This is a genomic window from Glutamicibacter sp. PAEs-4 (genome assembly GCF_051161755.1).
Classification (GTDB): Bacteria; Actinomycetota; Actinomycetes; order Actinomycetales; family Micrococcaceae; genus Glutamicibacter; species Glutamicibacter nicotianae.
In genome coordinates, this window is sequence record NZ_CP195017.1 from 1,350,279 (window position 1) to 1,370,643 (window position 20,365).

General features: G+C 64.2%; 20 protein-coding genes and 1 pseudogene. 16 read left to right on the top strand and 5 right to left on the bottom strand.

The window, feature by feature from the left end:
* The first annotated feature begins 25 nt into the window (after positions 1-25).
* Entirely contained in the window at positions 26-1,792 is a 1,767-nt protein-coding gene (locus tag ACR9WD_RS06415; protein ID WP_073707634.1) for a DEAD/DEAH box helicase, read from the top strand.
* A 76-nt stretch (positions 1,793-1,868) separates the two neighbouring features.
* On the opposite strand, the gene ACR9WD_RS06420 is transcribed toward ACR9WD_RS06415, so the two are convergent.
* Positions 1,869-2,462 carry an isochorismatase family protein gene (locus tag ACR9WD_RS06420; RefSeq protein ID WP_038992073.1) on the bottom strand — a complete coding sequence of 198 codons (594 nt, stop codon included), beginning with the start codon at positions 2,460-2,462 and terminating at the stop codon, positions 1,869-1,871.
* 103 nt (positions 2,463-2,565) lie between these two features.
* Positions 2,566-3,864 carry a nicotinate phosphoribosyltransferase gene (locus ACR9WD_RS06425; protein ID WP_038992074.1) on the bottom strand — a complete coding sequence of 433 codons (1,299 nt, stop codon included), beginning with the start codon at positions 3,862-3,864 and terminating at the stop codon, positions 2,566-2,568.
* A 142-nt stretch (positions 3,865-4,006) separates the two neighbouring features.
* On the opposite strand from ACR9WD_RS06425, the gene clpS reads away from it, so the two are divergent.
* The 4 genes and pseudogenes from clpS to ACR9WD_RS06445 form a co-directional block, all read left to right on the top strand.
* Positions 4,007-4,291 (top strand): ATP-dependent Clp protease adapter ClpS, encoded by a 285-nt coding sequence (gene clpS / locus ACR9WD_RS06430; RefSeq protein ID WP_038992076.1) that lies wholly within the window; start codon positions 4,007-4,009, stop codon positions 4,289-4,291.
* A gap of 2 nt (positions 4,292-4,293) precedes the next feature.
* Positions 4,294-4,872, top strand: a complete 579-nt coding sequence (locus ACR9WD_RS06435) for a DUF2017 domain-containing protein (protein WP_121866568.1) — start codon at positions 4,294-4,296, stop codon at positions 4,870-4,872.
* Positions 4,873-4,876: 4 nt separating this feature from the next.
* Positions 4,877-5,800 carry a glutamate racemase gene (murI, locus tag ACR9WD_RS06440; RefSeq protein WP_073707631.1) on the top strand — a complete coding sequence of 308 codons (924 nt, stop codon included), beginning with the start codon at positions 4,877-4,879 and terminating at the stop codon, positions 5,798-5,800.
* A pseudogene (locus ACR9WD_RS06445) lies at positions 5,797-6,591 on the top strand (MBL fold metallo-hydrolase); the annotation flags it as partial. The gene murI and the pseudogene ACR9WD_RS06445, both read left to right, overlap by 4 nt.
* A gap of 237 nt (positions 6,592-6,828) precedes the next feature.
* Here ACR9WD_RS06445 and ACR9WD_RS06450 read toward each other — a convergent pair.
* Positions 6,829-7,293, bottom strand: a complete 465-nt coding sequence (locus ACR9WD_RS06450) for a hypothetical protein (protein ID WP_434922977.1) — start codon at positions 7,291-7,293, stop codon at positions 6,829-6,831.
* 88 nt (positions 7,294-7,381) lie between these two features.
* Between ACR9WD_RS06450 and ACR9WD_RS06455 the strand changes: the two genes are divergently transcribed.
* From ACR9WD_RS06455 to rdgB, 3 genes are all read left to right on the top strand, one after another.
* A complete protein-coding gene (locus ACR9WD_RS06455) occupies positions 7,382-8,038 on the top strand; it encodes a helix-turn-helix transcriptional regulator (protein WP_434922978.1) in 657 nt (218 codons plus the stop codon).
* An 89-nt stretch (positions 8,039-8,127) separates the two neighbouring features.
* Positions 8,128-8,862 carry a ribonuclease PH gene (gene rph, locus ACR9WD_RS06460; protein WP_038992098.1) on the top strand — a complete coding sequence of 245 codons (735 nt, stop codon included), beginning with the start codon at positions 8,128-8,130 and terminating at the stop codon, positions 8,860-8,862.
* Positions 8,859-9,491, top strand: a complete 633-nt coding sequence (rdgB, locus tag ACR9WD_RS06465; protein WP_073707622.1) for an RdgB/HAM1 family non-canonical purine NTP pyrophosphatase — start codon at positions 8,859-8,861, stop codon at positions 9,489-9,491. Before rph ends, rdgB begins: the two co-directional genes overlap by 4 nt.
* Positions 9,492-9,554: 63 nt before the next feature.
* Here the strand turns inward: rdgB and ACR9WD_RS06470 are convergent, their stop codons facing one another.
* Complete coding sequence (locus ACR9WD_RS06470; RefSeq protein WP_434922979.1) at positions 9,555-10,559, bottom strand: HNH endonuclease; 1,005 nt, start codon at positions 10,557-10,559, stop codon at positions 9,555-9,557.
* 60 nt (positions 10,560-10,619) lie between these two features.
* Between ACR9WD_RS06470 and ACR9WD_RS06475 the strand changes: the two genes are divergently transcribed.
* From ACR9WD_RS06475 to ACR9WD_RS06500, 6 genes are all read left to right on the top strand, one after another.
* Positions 10,620-10,916, top strand: a complete 297-nt coding sequence (locus ACR9WD_RS06475; protein ID WP_434922980.1) for a hypothetical protein — start codon at positions 10,620-10,622, stop codon at positions 10,914-10,916.
* A 149-nt stretch (positions 10,917-11,065) separates the two neighbouring features.
* A complete protein-coding gene (locus ACR9WD_RS06480; RefSeq protein WP_038992147.1) occupies positions 11,066-11,425 on the top strand; it encodes a GntR family transcriptional regulator in 360 nt (119 codons plus the stop codon).
* Between the two features lie 29 nt (positions 11,426-11,454).
* Positions 11,455-12,372 carry an ABC transporter ATP-binding protein gene (locus tag ACR9WD_RS06485; protein WP_149596691.1) on the top strand — a complete coding sequence of 306 codons (918 nt, stop codon included), beginning with the start codon at positions 11,455-11,457 and terminating at the stop codon, positions 12,370-12,372.
* The gene (locus ACR9WD_RS06490) at positions 12,369-13,064 is read left to right on the top strand and encodes a hypothetical protein (RefSeq protein WP_149596692.1); all 696 of its coding nucleotides are present in this window, start codon (positions 12,369-12,371) and stop codon (positions 13,062-13,064) included. Before ACR9WD_RS06485 ends, ACR9WD_RS06490 begins: the two co-directional genes overlap by 4 nt.
* A gap of 158 nt (positions 13,065-13,222) precedes the next feature.
* A complete protein-coding gene (locus tag ACR9WD_RS06495) occupies positions 13,223-13,720 on the top strand; it encodes a hypothetical protein (protein WP_434922981.1) in 498 nt (165 codons plus the stop codon).
* 218 nt (positions 13,721-13,938) lie between these two features.
* Positions 13,939-14,940 carry an exonuclease domain-containing protein gene (locus tag ACR9WD_RS06500; protein ID WP_434922982.1) on the top strand — a complete coding sequence of 334 codons (1,002 nt, stop codon included), beginning with the start codon at positions 13,939-13,941 and terminating at the stop codon, positions 14,938-14,940.
* Positions 14,941-15,026: 86 nt separating this feature from the next.
* Here the strand turns inward: ACR9WD_RS06500 and ACR9WD_RS06505 are convergent, their stop codons facing one another.
* Complete coding sequence (locus ACR9WD_RS06505) at positions 15,027-15,974, bottom strand: hypothetical protein (RefSeq protein ID WP_434922983.1); 948 nt, start codon at positions 15,972-15,974, stop codon at positions 15,027-15,029.
* 43 nt (positions 15,975-16,017) lie between these two features.
* Here ACR9WD_RS06505 and ACR9WD_RS06510 point away from each other — a divergent pair, with 43 nt between their 5' ends.
* A complete protein-coding gene (locus ACR9WD_RS06510) occupies positions 16,018-17,184 on the top strand; it encodes an exonuclease SbcCD subunit D (protein ID WP_434922984.1) in 1,167 nt (388 codons plus the stop codon).
* Positions 17,181-20,267 (top strand): AAA family ATPase, encoded by a 3,087-nt coding sequence (locus ACR9WD_RS06515; RefSeq protein ID WP_434922985.1) that lies wholly within the window; start codon positions 17,181-17,183, stop codon positions 20,265-20,267. The genes ACR9WD_RS06510 and ACR9WD_RS06515 overlap by 4 nt, the downstream gene beginning before the upstream one ends.
* Positions 20,268-20,365: the final 98 nt, after the last annotated feature.

Here is a 20,365-nt window from a genome sequence, read left to right on the forward strand (position 1 = left end):
GATGCACGCGGCCGGGAAAAGGTAAATGACCGAGACACTCTTTGATTTTGGCGACAAGCTTCCACTAGAAGACAAGCTTCCGGTAGCGTACCCGGAACGCGCGGCATGGGGAACCGGGCCGAAGCTGCGTGCCTGGCAGGCCGAAGCGCTGGCCTTGTACTTCGACAAGGAGCCCAAGGACTTCATGGCCGTGGCGACCCCTGGCGCCGGCAAGACCACTTTTGCGCTGCGCCTGGCGAAGGTGCTGATCGATTCGGGCAAGATCAACCGCATGATCGTTGTCGCGCCGACCGACCACCTGAAAAAGCAGTGGGCGGATTCGGCAGCGCGTGTGGGCATCGCCCTGGACCCGAACTACAAGAACTCCGACGGCCGGCACGGCTCGCATTACATGGGCGTCGTGGTGACCTATGCCCAGGTCGCGCTGAAGCCTGCCGTGCACCGTGCGAAGACCGAGGATGCCCGCACCCTGGTGATCATGGATGAGGTCCACCACGCCGGCGATGCGCTGAGCTGGGGCGACGGCATCCGCGAGGCATTCGAACCTGCCACCCGCCGACTGGCCCTGACCGGTACCCCGTTCCGTTCCGATGCTGCACCGATTCCCTTCGTGCAGTATATCGATGAGGGAGACGGCATTCGCCGGTCCAAGGCCGACTACACCTACGGCTACGGCAACGCCCTGGCAGACCATGTGGTCCGTCCGGTGCTGTTCATGGCCTATTCGGGCAATATGCGCTGGCGAACCGCCGGCGGCGAGGAGATGGAAGCAAACCTCGGCGAGGGCTTCACCAAGGATGTCACCGCCCATGCCTGGCGCACCGCGCTGGACCCGCACGGGGACTGGATTCCCTCGGTGCTGCAAGCCGCTGACCGGCGCCTGTCCGAGGTGCGCCGCACCGTGAAGGATGCCGGCGGCCTGGTCATTGCCACCGACCACGAGGACGCGCGCGGCTATGCTGCCCAGCTCGAAGCCATCTGCGGCGAGAAGGTCACCACCATCCTGTCCGATGACCCCAAGGCATCGCAGAAGATCGACGAATTCTCCGAATCCGATGCGCGCTGGATGGTCGCGGTGCGCATGGTGTCCGAAGGCGTGGACGTGCCGCGCTTGTGCGTCGGCGTCTATGCGACATCCACCTCCACGCCGCTGTTCTTCGCCCAGGCGGTGGGGCGCTTCGTGCGCAGCCGCAAGCGCGGAGAAGTGGCCTCGGTGTTCCTGCCCTCGGTGCCGATCCTGATGGCCTTGGCCAACGAGATGGAAGTCGAACGCGACCACGCCTTGGACCGCGAAGGTTCCAAGGACGAGGACGGCCTGGACGATTCGCTGCTGGAAGCGGCGAACAAGGAAGAGAAGGCCAGCGACGAGCTGGCACGCAACAAGTTCGAAGCGCTGAACTCGCAGGCTTCCTTTGACCGCGTGCTCTTCGACGGTGGCGAATTCGGCACCGGTGCCGACATCGGCAGCGAAGAGGAACTGGGCTTCCTGGGAATCCCGGGCCTGCTGGATACCGAGCAGGTGTCCGAGCTGCTGCGCAAGCAGCAGAACAGGCAGATTTCCAAGGGCGCCACGAAGCCCGAGCCGGTGTCCGACCACCGCCGCATGATGGAGCTGCGTACGAAGCTGTCCAAGAACGTCTCGGCATGGGCTGCCCGGACCGGCACGCCGCATGGGCAGATCCACAACAAGCTGCGCAGCATCTGCGGCGGGCCTGCGGTGCCGCAAGCAACAGCTGACCAGCTGCAGGCGCGCATCGACAAGCTGCAGGACTGGTTCGTCGGACGCAAGTAGTTTCCGCGAAAAAACGGCTTGGCGCTGACCGGAGAATTCGGTCAGCGCCAAGCCGTTGTGGTTTTCAAGGCAAGGATCAGCCCAGCGACAGCACCGTGACGCCGGCTGCGCGCAGTTCCTCGCGGATCGCTGGCAGATTCTCCGGCGAAACCGCTGCGGTCAGCGGGGAAATGATGGTGGTGGTGAACCCGGCTTCCACCGCATCGAACGCGGTGGCCTTCACGCAGTGGTCAGCGGCAAGTCCCACGACATCCACCGAAGTGATGCCCTTGGCCTTGAGCCAGTCGCCGAGCAGTTCTCCGCTTTCATCGGCCTTGTCTGCCGAAGGATCCAGTTTCCGGGCTTCGAAGCCGGAATAGGCCGCGGCGAAACGCCCCTTGGCGAAATGCGCGTCGACTGGCACGTGCGCGAGCTGCGGATGCAGCGCTGCGCCAGGTGTGCCGGCGACACAGTGCACCGGCCAGGAATCAATGAAGTCCGGGTTCTGAGAGAAATGATCGCCCGGCTCGATGTGCCAATCCTGGGTGGTCACGATGGCCGAGTAGGAATCGCGGCGTTCGGCAATGTCCGCGGCAATGGCCGTAGCTACAGCATTGCCGCCGGTTACCGCGAGGGCACCGCCTTCGCAGAAGTCCGGCTGGACATCAATGATCAATAGGGCTCTGCTCATCGCTGCCTCCCTGGCTAGTGAATGTAGACCTTGGACAACTGCGGACCGCAGGATCCTTGAACCTGGATCCTACGTTCCGCAGCTGAGTTTTTCGTGTGTTTGTCTAGTCCTGGATCATGACGGTCGGGATGACCGGTTCGCCGCGCTGCATCTTGCGGGCCACGCCCGGCAGCTCCTGGACCGATGCGTGGTGGCGCTCGGTGGCGCGCTTGACGCCGGCAGCGCCGACATGGGCCTGGTCGATCTCGCCGTTGCGCACCAGCGGGACAACCAAGTCGCGCTCAGGGCCGCCGGTGGTGTACTCGGAGGTGGAGACGATTTCGGCGACGGCGCGGTTGCGCTCGTTGAGCTGGCGCACCGCATACTTGCGGCCGCCCACGCTGGCCTTGTTCGCCGCGGCCTTGGCCACGGGAATCCATTCGCCCGCATCGTCCTGGCGGGCCACCAGCTTGTAGACCATGGACGCGGTCGGGTGCCCGGAGCCGGTGACCAGGGCCGTGCCCACGCCGTAGGAGTCCACCGGGGCGCTGGCCAAGGCAGCGATCGCGTACTCGTCCAGGTCCGAGGTGACGGTGATCTTGGTGTTCCAGTTGCCCAAATCATCGAGCAGCTCGCGGACCCAGCCTGCCTGCTGCACCAGGTCGCCCGAGTCGAGGCGGACGCCGCCCAGCTCGGGACCGGCCACCTCGACCGCGGTGCGTACGCCGTTCTCGACGTCGTAGGTGTCGACCAGCAAGATGGTGTCCTTGCCCAGCGAGGCAACCTGCGCTTCGAAGGCGGCGCGCTCGGTGTCGTGCAGCAGGGTGAAGGAGTGGGCCGAGGTGCCAACGGTTTTCAGGCCGTAGCGTGCACCGGCTTCCAGGTTCGAGGTCGAGGAGAATCCGGCAATCATGGCGGCGCGCGCGGCGGCCACCGCTGATTCCTCATGGGTGCGGCGCGAGCCCATCTCGATGCAGGGGCGCTCGCCGGCCGAAGCGATCATGCGCGAGGCGGCCGAGGCAATGGCCGAATCATGGTTCATCGCCGAGAGCACGAACGTCTCGATGACGCAGGCTTCGGCGAAGGTCGACTCCACGGTCAGCAGCGGCGAGTTCGGGAAGTACAGCTCGCCCTCGGCATAGCCGGAGATGTTGCCGGTGAAGCGGAAGTTCTCCAGGTACTTGATGGTCTCGGCGTTGACCACCTTGTTGTCGCTGAGGAAACGCAGCTGCTCGTCATCGAAGCGGAAATCTGCCAGGCCTTCGAGCACGCGGCCAGTGCCTGCGACCACACCGTAGCGCCGGCCTTCGGGCAAGCGGCGTGCGAATGCCTCGAAGACGGATGGGCGGTGAGCTGCACCGGATTCCAGCGCTGCCTGGAGCATGGTCAGCTCATAGTGGTCGGTGAAGAGACTGGTGCGCATGTGACGCTCCTGATGATCGGAAAAGGCCTTGTGCGGTGCTGCTTGGGAAAGCAGACCCGTTTTACTGTATAACGGCTCACGCCCAAGGTGATATTTGCCGTGTCCGGTGTTGCGTTCAGCTTCCGCGCGTAAAATGGTAGCCATGACCGCAATGCCCGATGTACTTTCCGAATTTGAAACCCTGGTATCCCAAGACAAGCCATGGCGCTTGGTTGTGTGGAATGATCCAGTGAACTTGATGAGCTACGTATCCTACGTGTTCCGTTCCTACTTTGGTTTCAGCCCGGAAAAAGCTGAGAAGCTCATGCTGCAGGTGCACCATGACGGCTTCTGCACCGTGCGCAGCGGCAGCCGCGAAGCCATCGAATCCGATGTACAGGCCATGCACGGGTTCGGACTGAACGCAACCATGACCCAGGGAGCCTGAACGTGGCCAAGGCTTTCAAGAACGGTTCCAAGGGCATTACCGGCACGCTGCATTCGCCCGAACGCAAGCTGATCCGCGAACTCTTCTCCGACGTCATCGAAATGCTCGAAGAACGTGCGCGGCTGCACCAGCTGCCCGAGGACATCGACCCGCTCTACGCCCTGACCGGCATGCGGCCCGAGTCCATGGATTTGCCTCCGATTGCCGATCCGGCACTGGCCAGGCTGCTGCCCGATGCCAGCGACGACGCCGTGGTGGCTGCCGAGCATCGCCGGCTGACCGAAGCCGATTCGATCGCGCAGAAGGTCGGCCGCCTGCGCGAAGCCCAGCTGCTGCTGGAAACCGACAAGCTCGTGCTGGACAAGGACGCCGCGGCGCGTTTCGCCCAGGCGCTGAACGACGTGCGCCTGGTGCTCGCCGAGCGCCTTCAGATCCGCAGCGAAGAGGATTCGGCCCGCGTCGCCGAGGTACTTGATGCTTCCGAGGTGGAAACCCCCGAGGAGTACATGTCCCTGGTGTACAACCTGATCTCGTGGGTGCTCGATACCTTGATGGGTGCGCTGATGGATGCGGAGTCCTGAGCCCATGAATTCCTACTTTGCCACCGGGCAGGTCTCCGCCCCGGACGCCAATACCCCCATTGGGATCTTCGACTCCGGAGTTGGCGGGCTGACCGTGGCCCGCGCCATCATCGACCAGCTGCCCGGCGAATCGCTGATCTATGTAGGGGATACCGCCAACTCTCCCTACGGCCCGCTGCCCATCGCCCAAGTGCGGGCCAACGCCCTGGGCGTGATGGACGAACTGGTGGATTCCGGCGTGAAGCTGCTGGTCATTGCCTGCAATTCGGCCTCCGCCGCGGTGCTGCGCGATGCCCGCGAACGCTACACCGCGCGCTATGGCATCCCGGTGGTCGAAGTCATCCAGCCGGCGGTCCGCCGTGCCGTGGCCGGCACCAAGAATGGCAGGATCGGCATCATCGGCACCCAGGCGACCGTGGGCTCGCGCGCCTATGAGGATGCTTTTGCCGCTGCCCCGAACCTGCAGGTATCGACCGTGGCCTGCCCGCGTTTCGTGGAGTTCGTGGAATCCGGCATCACCGCCGGAGCCGAGCTGCTGGAGATCGCGCAGGAGTATCTGGCGCCGCTGCAGGCCGCCAAGGTGGACACCCTGGTGCTGGGATGCACGCACTACCCGCTGCTCACCGGCGTGCTCTCCTACGTGATGGGGGATTCGGTCACGCTGGTGTCATCTGCAGAGGAAACGGCGAAGGACGTTTTCCGGGCGCTGACCCGGCATTCGCTGGTGCGCAACGACGGCGCCGCGGCGCGTCATGAGTTCCTCGCCACAGGCAACGCTGATAGTTTTGGTGTACTGGCTCGCCGTTTCCTCGGACCCGAGGTGCTGCAGGTGCGCCACGTGGACCATGTAGCCGCCCACTATCCGACCGGAGCCATCTCGCGGATCACTCCGCAAATGATTGCCGCGTCGAAAGCGAGTAACGAATGAAGCTGACCATCATCGGATGCACCGGGTCATTCCCAGGGCCGGGATCGCCCGCGTCCTGCTACCTGGTGACGGCCTTTGATGGCACCCGCGACTGGAAGATCCTGCTGGATCTGGGGTCCGGGGCTTTGGGCGTGCTGCAGCGCTACACCGATTTGAAAGACATCGACGGGATCATGATTTCCCATCTGCATCCCGACCACTGCATGGATTTGTGCGGTTTGCATGTGGCGATCCGCTGGGATCCCGACGGCTGGGGCCGGGAGCGGATGCTCGTGCACGGCCCGGAAGACACCGCCGAGCGCATCGAGACTGCCTACTCGCTGCCTGACGGCGACACCATGGCCAAGGACTACGACTTCCAGGTCTGGAAATCGCTGAAGCCGGTGAATATCGGACCGTTCACCATCACCCCGTACCCGGTGCGCCACCCGATCAAGGAAGCCTATGCCCTGCGCGTGGAAGCGCATGAACCGGGCCCCGACGGCGAACTGCTGACCAGCGTGCTGACCTATTCCGGGGATACCGACAGCTGCGATGGCCTGGTGGAAGCCGCCCGCGGCGCCGACATGTTCCTGTGCGAGGCGGCCTTCGAGGAAGGCCGCGATGACCACATTGACGGCGTGCACCTGACCGGGAAGCGTGCCGGCGAAATGGCCGCCGCCGCCGGTGCCGAGCGCATGCTGCTCACCCACATTCCGGTATGGACCGACATCAACAAGGTGGTTGAAGAGGCCAAGGAAACCTACAGCGGCGGCATTGCCGTTGCCGTATCCGGCGTAACCTACGGCGTGTACTCCGGCAGCCTGAAGGAAGACAAGGACCCGGCCCTGTTCAAGGGGGATCGCGGTACCGACTACCTGAAGACCCGTACCGGCTCCATGCCGACCATCAAGTACGAGAAGACCCGCAAGTTCCCGCTGCTCAAGCGCAAGAAGTAGGAGCGCGGAACAGTCTCGACGCACGGAACGAAAGCACCGGCGAGAAGGAGGAATCCTTCTCGCCGGTGCTTTGCTCTGTACTGCAGCGGATCAGCGGGTGCCGAGCTTGGCGCCCCACGGTTTGTCGTACTTGCTGGCCAGCCGGGTCAGCGCCAGTGCGGCAACGAGCAGGCCGACGTCGCGCAGGGCGACATCGAGGAAGATGCCCATCGAGACCAGATTGATGATGATGCCCAGCAGCCACAGGGCGAGCACATAGCTCGCATAGCGCGGCTTGATGATCATCGATGCGGCGGCAACCAGTTCCACCACGCCAACCACGTGCATGGCGGTTTGCGCGGAGAACGGCAGGATGGCAATGACCCACGGGGCCAGGTAGTCCGGCCAGTAGGTCATCATGTTCGCGAACTTGTCCAGTCCCATGAGCAGGGGCAGGACGACAAATCCAATGCGCAGGATCCAGAATGCGCTCAACGACGGGTCGGTGCTGACCCGTTCAGCTGTTGTTGCCCGGATGTGCGAGAGCGGATGCTTCTCGCTCCATGAGGCGCTCATGGCGATCACCCTCCAAAGATTTGAACGTATACCCAGAATTCGCCTCCCGGACCTATTTGTCAAGATCTATTGTTGATAGAATTTGGCCATGTCGAGAAAACTGAACTTGCACCAAGATGCGGTCATCAAATCGCTCAACGATCCGGTGCGGCGCCAGCTGTTCGAGTTCATTTCGCAAAGCACGCAACCGGTAGGACGCGAGGCGGCAGCCAAGGCCGCGGGAATCAGCCGGACCCTGGCGGCTTACCACCTGGACCGGCTGGCCACCGCCGGATTGCTGGCCGTGACCTTCGCCCGGCCTGAAGGAAGAACCGGGCCCGGCGCCGGGCGCACGGCCAAGCTCTACGCGCTCGCCCAATCCGAAGTGTCGGTGAGCCTGCCAGCGCGCAACTACCGGCTGCTGGGCAGCTTGCTGGCCGAGGCGGCCAGCGCCGACACCTCGGGGGCCGTGCTCGCTGCGCTGCATCAGGCAGCACGCGGCGAAGGCAGGAAACTCGGCCAGGGCGGCGACGGGCTCGTGCCGCTGCTCGATGAGCTGGGCTATGAGCCAGAGATGGATGAGCACGGGGAAATATCCATGCGGAACTGCCCATTCCACCAGGTCGCCCAGCAGCAAACCGAAATGGTCTGCTCGATGAACTACGAACTGGTTTCCGGCGCCCTGGAAGGTTGCCAGCTGGACTGCGGCAGGGCCGAGCTGAGCCCGCAATCTGGCCGGTGCTGCATCGTGGTGCATCCGCACTAGCGGCCGCGAACGGCTCACGAGGTGCATTTCACCGTAACGCGCGGCGCCGCCCGTGCGGATCGCGGGGCGCACGTGGTTAGGATGGAACCATGACTTTACGCGCTGACGGCCGAGGAGCCGCGCAACTTCGAGACATCACCATCACCCGCGGCTGGTCCGCTCAGGCCGAAGGCTCGGCCCTGATCGAATTCGGCAACACCCGCGTGCTGTGCACCGCTTCCTTCACCGAGGGCGTGCCGCGCTGGCTCAAGGGCGAAGGCACCGGCTGGGTCACCGCTGAATACGCGATGCTCCCGCGCGCCACCAACACCCGCAACTCCCGCGAGTCGGTCAAGGGCAAGCTCTCCGGCCGCACCCACGAAATCTCCCGCCTGATCGGCCGCTCCCTGCGTGCCGTGGTGGATACCAAGGCGCTGGGCGAAAACACCATCGTGCTGGACTGCGATGTCCTGCAGGCCGACGGCGGCACCCGCACCGCAGCGATCACCGGCGCCTACGTGGCGCTGGCGGAAGCAATCTCCTGGGCCCGTTCGCAGGGCATCGTGAAGCCCGGCGCCAAGGTGCTGACCGACTCGGTGGCAGCAATCTCGGTGGGCATCATCGACGGCACCCCGATGCTGGATCTGCCCTACGAGGAAGACGTCCGCGCCGAAACCGACATGAACGTCGTGGTCACCGGATCCGGCGACTTCGTCGAGGTCCAGGGCACCGCCGAGGGCGTGCCCTTCAAGCGCGAAGAACTGGACGCCCTGCTGGATCTGGCTCTGGGCGGCACCAACGAGCTGGCCGAAATCCAGCGCGAGACCCTGAACAGCACCAAATGAGCAAGCCGGTACTTGTCCTCGCCTCGCGCAACCAGGGCAAGCTGCGCGAATTGCGCGAACTGCTGCGCGGAAAGGTGCCGGGCCTGGACGTCGATACGCAGGTCATCGACGCCGCCACCGCGGGAGCTCCCGATCCTGTCGAAGACCAGGTCAGCTTCGCCGGCAACGCGCTGAAGAAGGCCCGCGAGATCTCGGCATCCACCGGACTGGTGGCGCTCGCCGATGATTCCGGCCTGAGCGTTGATGTGCTCGGGGGAGCGCCGGGCATCTTCTCGGCCCGCTGGTCCGGAGTGCACGGCAACGACGAGGCGAATATCGATCTGCTGCTCGGCCAGCTTGGCGATATTGCCGCCGAGCATCGCGGAGCGCAGTTCGTCTGCGCCGCGGCGCTGGCTGCCCCAGGCGGAGCCGAGCACGTGGAACTCGGCACGGTCGAGGGCGTGCTGCGCACCGAGCGGGCCGGAGAGCATGGCTTCGGCTATGATCCGATCTTCGAACCTGCGGGGGCCGGCAAGTCCATGGCCGAGCACACTCCGGAGGAAAAGAACGCGATCTCGCATCGCGCTCGCGCCTTCGCCGCCTTGCTGCCTAGCATCATCGACGAGGTGACCAAGGCCCTGGCCAAGTAGCACCAAGGCAAGGACAGCAGAACGCCGGCACATCCAATTCAGGATGTGCCGGCGTTCTTGTGCTCAGCGCTGCAGGTTCTGCCCGTATATTGCCCAGGCCTGGTGCGGCCGGTCATCGAATTCGGCCACCAGGTACTGGGTTTCGCAGGCGCGGCACTCCCATTGCGATGGAGGCCCGAAAGGCATCATGCATCCAGCGGTGACGAATTCATCATCATCTGGCCCGAAACTGGGCATGCCCCAGATGACCTTCCGCGGATTGCGTTCCCCGCAGGCGGGGCAGGCAGGTTTCGCGTAGTTGCGCAGCTGCTGCAAGGTTGGCTGGTGGGCCATCTGGTGGCAGTCGCCGCACAGCAGCACCAGCTCATCCACGTGGTCCTGGATCTCCCAGCGCAGGCCGTCCTGATGGGCCTGCGGCAGGTGGATCTGTGGGCGGGCAGAGATGTCCCGCTCGCAAATTTCGCAGGCCAGCGGCTGGCCCGGCGCGCTGCGCTGGAGAATGGCAGCAACGCCCAGCACCCGGTTGGCCTTGGCCGGCTTCGACGGCGAGCATGCGCCCGCGGTGACGAAGATCGGGCTCGGGCGTTGGAGCAGCTCCCGGATGCCGTCCAGAACCTTCTCGGCCAGCGGATCTTCCAGATATTGCGAACGCCGTGGCAGCTTCTCGCCGATCATGGACTCGATGTCGGCCACCGAAATGGGATCAGTGAAGGTCGCCAATGCAGTGAAAGTGAGCTTTCCGAGTTCCTCCGAACTGGCGATTTCCAAGCTGGCAACCAACGCCGGAGTGCTCTCCAATGCCGTCAGGATCAGATCTCCCGCTTGCATGGTTTCCGGCAAATTCCAGAGGTAATTCTGGTCCACCTGCCCCAGAGCTGCAGCTGATTCCAGGGGCTTGGCCTGTCGGCACCAGTAGACCGACTGGCCTGGTTCGCGGACCAGCAATCCGGGTTTCACTGCCCCAAGGTTCGGACGGCGCAGGGGATAGTCGTCGATGATGCAGCTGGGACGGTGCCCGGCATAAGCGCGTTCGGTCTGGATCCTGGTGATCAGTTCACGTCGGCTCATACGCGCAATGTCTTCACCGCTGCAATCGGGGAAGCACGCCTTGAACAGCTCGAGCAGAACTTGGCGGTCCAGCGCTCCAAGAAGCTGATCTGGTATCTCAAGTCGGTTGAAATCTTCTTGCATGGTCCCTCCCATAAATGCCTGCAACACGAGGATGGCCGTTGGCCTCCAAGTGCGCGATCGCAATTTTCCGAACCGAACCTGGCCAATTTTTCGCTGCCCGCGCTCGTGTTCCACGGTTTCGGGCTGGGCGTACAACTCTCCCGGTCGGGCGTTTCCAATCAGGGTTTCACCACTGTGAACGCAACATCGATGGTGCGCGTGCAGGGCTACCTTTCTTGGCAAGTCCCAGCTTAGATGCCGTGGCGGACACTATGGAGCCCCTAATTTCCACGGGAATTCTGCCGCTCCGTACTTGCGCAGAACTTCTCGAGGTTCTATGGTTAGTTACATGAGTAACTAACCCACTAACTAACCTGGTGGGGATGAGCACGGAGGGAGCCAGCATGATTGATGATTCAAAACCGATCTTCATGCAAATTGCTGAGCTGATTGAGAACGACATCATCTCTGGTGTTCTGGCGGAAGAAGCGCAAGTTCCATCAACCAATGAATTCGCAGCGTTCTACCGGATTAATCCGGCCACCGCAGCCAAGGGAATCAACCGGCTCGTGGAAGATGGGCTGCTCTACAAGAAACGGGGAATCGGCATGTTCGTCACCGAAGGAGCACCGCAGCGGCTGCGAGCGCAACGCCGCGAGAAATTCCAGCAGCAATTCATCGCGCCATTGACCGCAGAAGCTTCCAAGCTGGGCATTGGCGTGGATGAGCTGGTCGCCATGATCAAGACCGGCTCGGAATCTTGAAACATCTCTACAGCACAGGGAGGAACGACATGCCACGCACGACAGCAATCGCCACACGCGAACTGAGCAAGACCTACAAGGACGTGAAAGCGCTCGACAACGTCACCCTGGATCTGGAGCCGGATCGGATCTACGGGCTGCTTGGACGCAACGGAGCCGGCAAGACCACGCTGATGTCCATCCTGACCGGGCAGAACTATGCAGACCACGGCACCGCCGAAATCTTCGGCCACGCCCCGTTCGAGCATGATCCGACGCTTTCGCGCATCTGCTTCATCCGCGAATCCCAGAAATACCCCGATGACTTCAAGGTCCACCAGGCATTCGAATCCGCAGCCCTGTTCTTCGAGAACTGGGACGAGGATCTGGCCCAGGAGCTCGTCGAAGCGTTCGCGCTGCCGATCAAGCGGAGGATCAAGAAGCTCTCCCGCGGGCAGCTGTCCGCCGTTGGCGTCATCATCGGCATGGCCTCGCGGGCCGACATCACCTTCTTCGATGAGCCCTACCTCGGCCTGGACGCGGTAGCCCGGCAGATCTTCTACGACCGCCTTGTCGAAGACTTCGCTGAATACCCACGCACCATCGTGCTCTCCAGCCACCTGATCGACGAAGTCGCCAACCTTCTCGAACACGTCATCGTGATCGACAAGGGGCAAATCGTCATCGACTCGGATGCCGAAGAGCTGCGCGGCACGGCGGTCACTGTCACTGGTGACGCCGCCAAGGTCCAGGAATTCATCGGCACCGCGCAGGTATTGCATCGCGATGCGCTCGGCGCTCTGGCCAGCGTCACGATCAAGGCCAAGCTGGATGCGGACCAGCGCGAGCAGGCGAAACTCATGGGCTTGGACCTGAGCTCCGTGTCGCTGCAGCAATTGGTGGTGCGCAGCGCATTGAGCGGCACCACGGCACAAAGGACAGAAGAACGGACGGAGGCAAGAAAATGAACCGCGTCATCAAAGTTGCCCGCATGCAACTGATCAACAAGGGCACCTTCATCGGAATTCCGCTGATCATCCTGGGTGCATCATTCCTCTTCACCATGGCCATCTGGTGGCTGGTCCGGCGCAACGGCGGAGACGGGGCAATGTACAGCGGCGGCGCCCAAGCGCCCATGTGGTACTTCTTGGCCCTGGGAATCCAGTCGCTGACGTTGACCTTCCCGTTCTCCATGGCCATGAGCATTTCGCGGCGTACCTTCTATCTGGGCACCGTGGCACTGTTCTCCGTATGCGCGCTGGCGCTCTCGGTGTTCTACTACGTGATGGGACTGCTGGAAGTTGCTACCGATGGTTGGGGCATGGGCGGACAGTTCTTTGCGCTGCAATGGATTGCGGATAACAACTGGCTGGTCCAGATCCTGTTCTACTTTGTGCTGATGGTGCTGCTGTTCATGATCGGATTCCTGGCAGCGACCATCTACATGAGGTGGCGCACCACTGGCATGGTGGCATTCTTCATCTGCTTGGGTGTGCTGGTGCTGGGGATCATCGCCCTGATCACCTTGACCAACTCCTGGGGTGAGTTCTGGAGCTGGGCACTGACCTGGACCGCCGCTGGAGTGACCTTGTGGGGCGGTATTGTCGCCCTGCTGATGGCTGGCGGCTCCTATCTCACCTTGCGCAAGGCTACCGCGTAGCCCGTCTGCTGGCCGGGTCCAAGACCATGAAATGAGCGCTGGTTTCTTTTCCATTCGGGAGGGAAGCCAGCGCTTTTTGCTATTCTTCAATCACTGCCGGCGAAGGCGTTGGAATAGCCAGTGCCGCGGTGGCAGTGGAGCAACCCAGGAGTACAGCCATGAGCGCTACGCCCACCGGAAACCGCACCGCGCACGGCGCGCTGGAATTGCGCCGCGTGTTCCCCGAATCCCCGGGCAGGATCTGGCGCTATCTGGCCGATTCCGAGTACTTGGCGCTCTGGTTCGGATCCTGGCACGGGGATCCAAAAAGCGGCGCCGTCGAGGTAGTGCTGCTGGCCGAAGAGGAAGCGCCCGCCGAACGCGTGGAGATCTTGCAGTGCGATCCGCGCACGCGACAGCTGCAGGTGCGCACTGGAACCGGCGATTCGGTTTGGCAGCTGGAGCTGAAGGTAGAGGCATCGGGCCAGGGCAGCTGCCTGGTCTTCCAAATGCCGGGGCTTGACCCGCAGCAGGCCGGGTCCATCGGGCCGGGCTGGGAGTTCTACCTTGATCGGCTGGCCGCGGCGGTGGACGGAACCGACGTGGCGAGCGTAGTCTTCGAGCCCGATTACTATCCGGCGCTCAGCGAGTACTACGAGAAATTGTTCCGCAGCTGACTTCCGGGCACACCAAAAGCGAGGTTGCCGGTTTCGCATGTGAGATGCCCGGCCTCGGGCTTGCGCCGCGCGGGCCGGCGATTACTTGATATCCACAGGTCAATTCCGGGACTGCAGTGAATTGCCACCACGGTATCGCCCTGCGAAAACCCCGCCGGGCACGGCGCGCGCGTCACACCCATGCCAGTGCCAGCGATAAAGCGAGTAAGCTATTGGGCGTGGCATTGGACTTCACAGCAGTAGATTTTGAGACAGCAAACGGTTTTATCGGCTCCGCCTGCTCGGTGGGCCTGGTCAAGGTGCGCTCCGGGAAAATCGTCGAAACCGAGCAGTGGCTCATGCAGCCGCCGGCCGGATTCGACCACTTCGACCCGCGCAATGTCTCGATCCACCACATCACCCCCGACATGGTGAGTGCGGCGCCACGGGTTACCGACAAGATTCCGCAGCTGCTGGAATTCATCGGATCCGATGTGCTGGTGGCCCACAATTCATCTTTCGATTCGGGCGTGATCCGCGCGGCCAGCGAGGCCGGCGACGTCGCCGTGCCGGAAATCGCGCACCTGTGCACCGTCAAGCTCTCCCGCAAGGCCTACGACCTGCCCAGCTACTCGCTGCCCTTCGTTGCCGAAGAAGCCGGGCACCCGATCGAGAACCACCACGAAGCGCTGGCCGACGCCGAGGCCTGCGCGTGGGCGATGATCGACATGTCCCTGCGCAGCGCACAGCCCTCGGTGCTGGATACGGCAGACCACTATGGCGTCCGGCTGAGCCTGACCCAGGCCTGGCAGCCAGGCGACGAACTGTCCCGCGCCACCCGCGACGCGCAGGGCTGGCTGGCCGCAGGCAACCCGCTGCCGCCGCAGGATGCCTTCAACAACTGGCCGCAAGAAGGCCCGAACCCCAAGCCGAGCGAGAACGCGGATCCAAGCCACCCGCTGTTCGGCCAGATCATGGTGTTCACCGGCAACCTGTCCATGCCGCGCCCCAAGGCCAAGGAATTGGCGGCCGAGCACGGAGCGCAGACCGCCTCGCGGGTCACCCGCGCTACCACCGCGCTGGTGGTCGGCGACGGCTTTGTCCCGGAGGACCTGGCCACCGGGCGGCTGACCAACAAGGCCAAGCACGTGATGCGGCTGCGCGAAAAGGGCCAGCGGGTCAGCATCATCTCCGAAGGAGAATTCATGCAGATGGTGGGCGGCTTCGGGCTGACTGCCTAGCAGCCAAGAAAAGCAGAAAAGAAACCTCCGGCCGGCACAGATAGCTCTGTGCCGGCCGGAGGTTTGTCATGCTCCCCTTCGGGCGCCTAGACGAGCAGCGCCATCCAGCGGTCATGCAGCTCGGAGATGATGTCATCCAGCGCGCTAGCGGGGCGCTCGCCGACAGCTTCGGTGCCGTAGACGGCGGCCAGCAGCGCAACAGCGTAGGCATCCACCTCGGGATCCCTCACGGCTGCTTCCTCGGCGGCAGCCGCCGGGGCTGCTTCCACGTCCGATGCGCCGTCCGCTTCGGCCGCCTGCTCGCCGAAGTAGGCGTCATAGGCTTCCTGTCCGGGCAGCGAGATGTTCTCGCCGACCTTGGTGGCGACCTCGCGCAGCGCATCGGCCGATGGGCCGTCCAAGCCATCGAGCAGCGCGGCCCATTCTCCGGCAGACGCCTCGGAGCGTTCCATGGCCGAGCGGATGATCTTCGCCGCGGCCACGGCGGTCTTGGCCGCCTGGACGTCGTGGGTGAGGAAGGCCGCCGAACGGGCCAGCGTCTCGGTGGTGCCCAGCGGGACCCGGGCCAGCAGCGCGGTCACCGCGGCGCGCGGCAGCACGCCGGTGGAGTCGGCGCCGGCACCGGTTGGACGCCCGGGCTGCCCCATGTCGGGGCTGTCCAGGCCGGCCAGGTTCTGCGGATCTCCGTCGTGGATCTTCTCGAAGATCTCGACGTTGGAAAATTCCTTGTCGATCCAGCGGCCCAGCGGTTCCGGGGTACGGTCCGGGAAGGAACCGGTGATCTTGCGGTAGCCGCGCAGGGCGGCAAGCCACATGCAGGCCGCTTCGTCGCTGGCTACACCGTCACGGGCCCATTCCAGCGCTTCGAGCAGGCCGTCGGCCAGGTAGAGCGGGAGGATTTCGGTGGCTCCGGGATCAATGTCGTCACGGGCGTGGGTTGCGCCATCGGCCAGGCCGAGGAGGATCGCAAACACCTTGTCTGAGTAGTTCTCTGGCAGGAGTGCAGTTTCACCGGTTTCATTCACAACCCCCATTCTAATGTCCAAGTTGTCCGCGGCATTGCATAAGGTTGGACACATGCGATTGCTTCATACCTCGGACTGGCATTTGGGCCGCACCTTCCACGGAGCCTCCCTGATCGAAGCGCAGCGGGCAGTGCTGCAGGAAATCATCGACGTCACCATCAACCAGCAGGTTGACGTGGTGCTGATTTCCGGGGACATCTATGACCGGGCGCTGCCGCATGTGGATGCCGTCCAGCTGTGCAACTGGGTGCTGCGCGAGCTGCGCGCCACCGGGGCCAGTATCGTCATCACCAGCGGCAACCACGACTCGGCCTCCCGCCTGGGCTTCGGCGCCGATCTGCTGGATTCCGCCGGGGTGCATATTATCGCCGATACCCAGCGCATGCTGCAGCCGGTGCTGCGCGATGCCGGCGACCACCAGGTGGCCATCTATGGCATCCCGTACCTGGAACCGCGCATGGTGATGGAACGCCTGGGCGTCGCCAAGGCCAGCCATGAAGCGGTGGTGCAGGCGGCCATCGCGCAGATCGACGAGCATCTGGAGCAGCTGCGGGCGGGTCAGAAGCCGGTCGTTTCCATCGCTATGGCGCACCTGTTCGCCGCCGGCGGCATCGGCAGCGACTCGGAACGCGAATTGAGCACCGGCAACCTCGACGTGGTGCCGGCCGAGCTGTTCGAGCACTTCGACTACTCGGCCCTGGGCCACCTGCACGGACGGCAGAAGGTCAAGGAGCATGTGCGCTATTCGGGCTCGCCGCTGGCCTACTCCTTCTCCGAGGCCACCCAGCGAAAGGGCGTATGGCTGATCGAGACCAGCGCCTCTGGCATCGAGTCCATCGAAGAAATCTTGCTGCCGGTGCCGAAGAAATTGGCCATCCTCAAGGGCAAGCTCGCCGAGCTGCTGACCGACCCGGACCTGGAGTCCGCCGTGGGGGCCTGGTGCCAGGTCACGCTGACCGACAGCGAGCGCCCCGCCGAGGCGATGGCAACGATCCGAACCCGTTTCCCCGACACCGTGGTGCTGAACTTCGCTCCCGAAGGAACCGGGGAAAAGGAGCAACCGGCCAGCTATGCCGAGCGCATGGCCAAGGCAACCAGCACCGAGCAGGTGGTGCGGGACTTCGTGGAGCACGTCCGCGAACGCGCCGCCGATGACCCCGAACGCGAAGTCATCGACTCAGTCATCCAAGCCACCCGAGAGGCACAGGTCAGCCAGTGAGAATCCACCGACTCCAAATCCAGGCTTTCGGTCCCTTCGCCGGCACCGAAGAAATCAATTTCGATGAACTGGCCGACGGCGGGCTGTTCCTGCTCGATGGCCCCACCGGGGCCGGCAAGTCCAGCATCCTGGACGCGATCTGCTATGCCCTGTACGGCGCGCTGCCCGGAAGCCGGGCGGGCAGCCGGCAGATCCGTTCCGACCATGCCCCGGCGGGACTGGCCCCGGAGGTGGTCTGCGAGCTGACCATCGGCGACCGGCGGTTCGAGGCCACCCGTTCCCCGGCATGGATGCGCCCCTCCAAGCGCGGCAAGAACAAGACCACCGAGCAGAAGGCCGCCAGCTTCCTGCGCGAATTCACCGATGCCGGCTGGCAGGAACTGTCCACCCGCAATGACGAGGTGGGCCACATCCTGGGCAGCCTGCTGGGCCTGGACCGCGAGCAGTTCACCAAGGTGGTCATGCTGCCGCAGGGCGGCTTCGCCGACTTCCTGCGGGCCAAGGCCAAGGACCGCGAAGAGCTGCTGGCGAATCTCTTCGACACCAGCGGCTATGCGCGGATCGAAGATGAATTCGCTGCCCGCCTCGCTGAAGCGCGCAAGCACACCGAAAGCGTGGAAGCGCGCCTGAGCGCCAGCGAGGAAGCCATCCACTCGGCCGCCCGGTCATTCCTGGCCGGCCGCGAAACCGCCGACGAGCTGGTCGGCACCGAGTTGGACGGCGCCGAGGGAGCTGGCCAGGAGCAGGCGGGCGAGGATGCGGCGCAGGCCGAGCAGTTCGCCGGTTATCGCCGCCGGATCGCGGTGATCCTCCAGCGCTCGGCCGACGAAGCGGCCGCCCTGCGCACCGAGAAGACCCGCACCCGCGAGCAGTCGCAGGCACTGGAAGAGCGGCGACGGATTTTTGCTCGCCTGGCCGAGCTGCAGGGGATGCAGGCAGGCTACGCTGAAAAGCATGAGGCTGCCGTGGCCGCTGGCACCCGGTTGGAGGCCGATGCCAAGGCCGGGGCGGTGCGCGCCTATTTGAACCAGCTCCATGAGGCGACCGCGGCGCAGGAGCAGGCCAACCAGTCCTGGCTGCGCAGCCAGCAGTGGCTCGAAACCGAGACGGGGCTGGAGCCCGGTGCCGATGCCGACGGCCTGGAACAGCTGCGCCTGCCCGCCCAGCAGGCTGCCGAGGAACTGGCGGTAGCCAAGGCCGCCCTGGAAGATGAGCAGCGCCGCGATCTGCTCGCCGGCCAGGCGCGCAAGGCCGCCGAATTGGCTGCCGAGCATGAGAAGACCCGGGCCCAGGCCGAAACCGAGGTGGGCCTGCTCAAGGCAGAACGCGAGACGCTGGAAGCCGGGGACCTGGACCTGGTGGCCGCCAATGAAAAGCTCCAGCAGGCCAAGGCACGCGTCCTGGAGCTGGAGACCAGGATCAAGCACGCCACCGAGCGCGACGCGCTGGAACGCAAGGCGCTGGCCGCCCGTGAGAAGGCCAGCGCGCAGGAACTGGTCATTGCCGGTGCCGCCAAGTCCCTGCTCGAGTTGCGCACCGAACAGCTGGCCCAAAGCGCCCTGCGCTTGGCCGCCGCGCTGGAAGACGGGCAACCCTGCCTGGTCTGCGGTGCGCAGGAGCATCCCGCCCCGGCACAAGCCGATGCCGACGCCCTGCTGATCGACGATGCGCAGATCCAGGAACTGGAGGCCGCGGAGGCTGCGGCACGCACCGCCGGGCAGCAGGCCGCGCAAGCGCGCGACATGCTGGTGGCCAAGTTCCAGACCGCCCAGGAAGCGGCCGGCGAGGCCTCGGTCGCTGACCTGCGGGCAGAACTCGCCACGGCCCAGGGACTACTGGAACAGCTGCGCAGGCAGCAGGCAGAGATCGCCGCCCGCGTGGCCAAGCTGGATGCGGTGCGCCAGCGTACTGAAAAGCACGCTGCGCGGGCCAACCAAGCCGCACTGGAACATGCGACGGCGAAGCAGCAGGCGCAGTCCTTGGATTCCCAGCTGGCTGAGCTGGATGCCAAGCTGGCGCAGCTGCGCCAAGGCCGGAAGAACCTGGCCGAGCTGGTGGAGGAACTGGCAAAGAAGTCCAACGGGCTGGCCAGCGCAGTGCAGCACCTGCGCCGCCTGATCGACGCCGCCGAGGCCGTGCGGAAAGCGGAAGCCACCTGGAACAGCCAGTGCACCGCCGCCGGTTTCGAGAACCTGGCTGCCTTCGAGGCGGCCCTGCTGGAAGGCGCTGAACGCGATCGCCTGCGCCAATTGCAGCGCGCGGATGCGGATTTGGCCAGCGCCATCGCCACGCTCCAAGCGTCCCAGGACTGCCGTAAGGCCCAGGAACTTGCAGGGCAAGGCATCGCCGCACCCAGCGAGGAAGATCTTGCCCAATCGCAGGTGCTGGCAGCCCAGGCCGAAGAACGCTTCGAGGCGGCACGGGAAGAGGAAATACTTGCCCAGACCCAGCTGGCTCGCCATGAGCAGGCCACCAGCGACCTTGCACGCCAGCGGTCCGAGGCAGGTCCGGTGATCGAAGCCTATCGCCGGCTGCGCTCCCTGGCAGAAGTGGTGCGCGGCGGGGGAGAGAACCTCTACAAGATGACGCTGAGCACCTATGTGCTGGCAGCTCGCCTTGAGGAAGTGGCCATCGCCGCGACGCAGCGCCTGGACGTGATGTCCGGCGGACGCTACTCGCTGCACCATGATGATTCCAAGCAAGGCAACGCCAAATCCGGGCTGGGGCTGCAGGTGCTCGATTCATGGACCGGCAAGCGCCGCGAGACCCAGACGCTTTCCGGGGGCGAGACCTTCATGGCCTCGCTGGCGTTGGCCTTGGGCTTGGCGGAAGTCATTTCCCACCACTCCGGCGCCGTGGACATGCAGACGCTCTTCGTGGACGAAGGCTTCGGTTCGCTGGATGCCGAGACGCTGGAAGAAGTCATGCTGGCCTTGGAAAACCTGCGTGCAGGGGGCCGGACCATCGGCCTGGTCTCGCACGTTGCAGAGATGAAGCAGCGGATCACCAACCGGATATCGGTGGTCAAGACCCAGCATGGTTCCACCATTGAATGCGAAGGCGCTGTGATCTTGGCTGGATAGATTGGACTTGCCTTGGGGCAGTAGCTATCTTGAAAGTAGTGCCATCAGGCATGTTTGGGAAATTTGTGCGTCGGGGGGTGTGGGACGACGCACGCTTC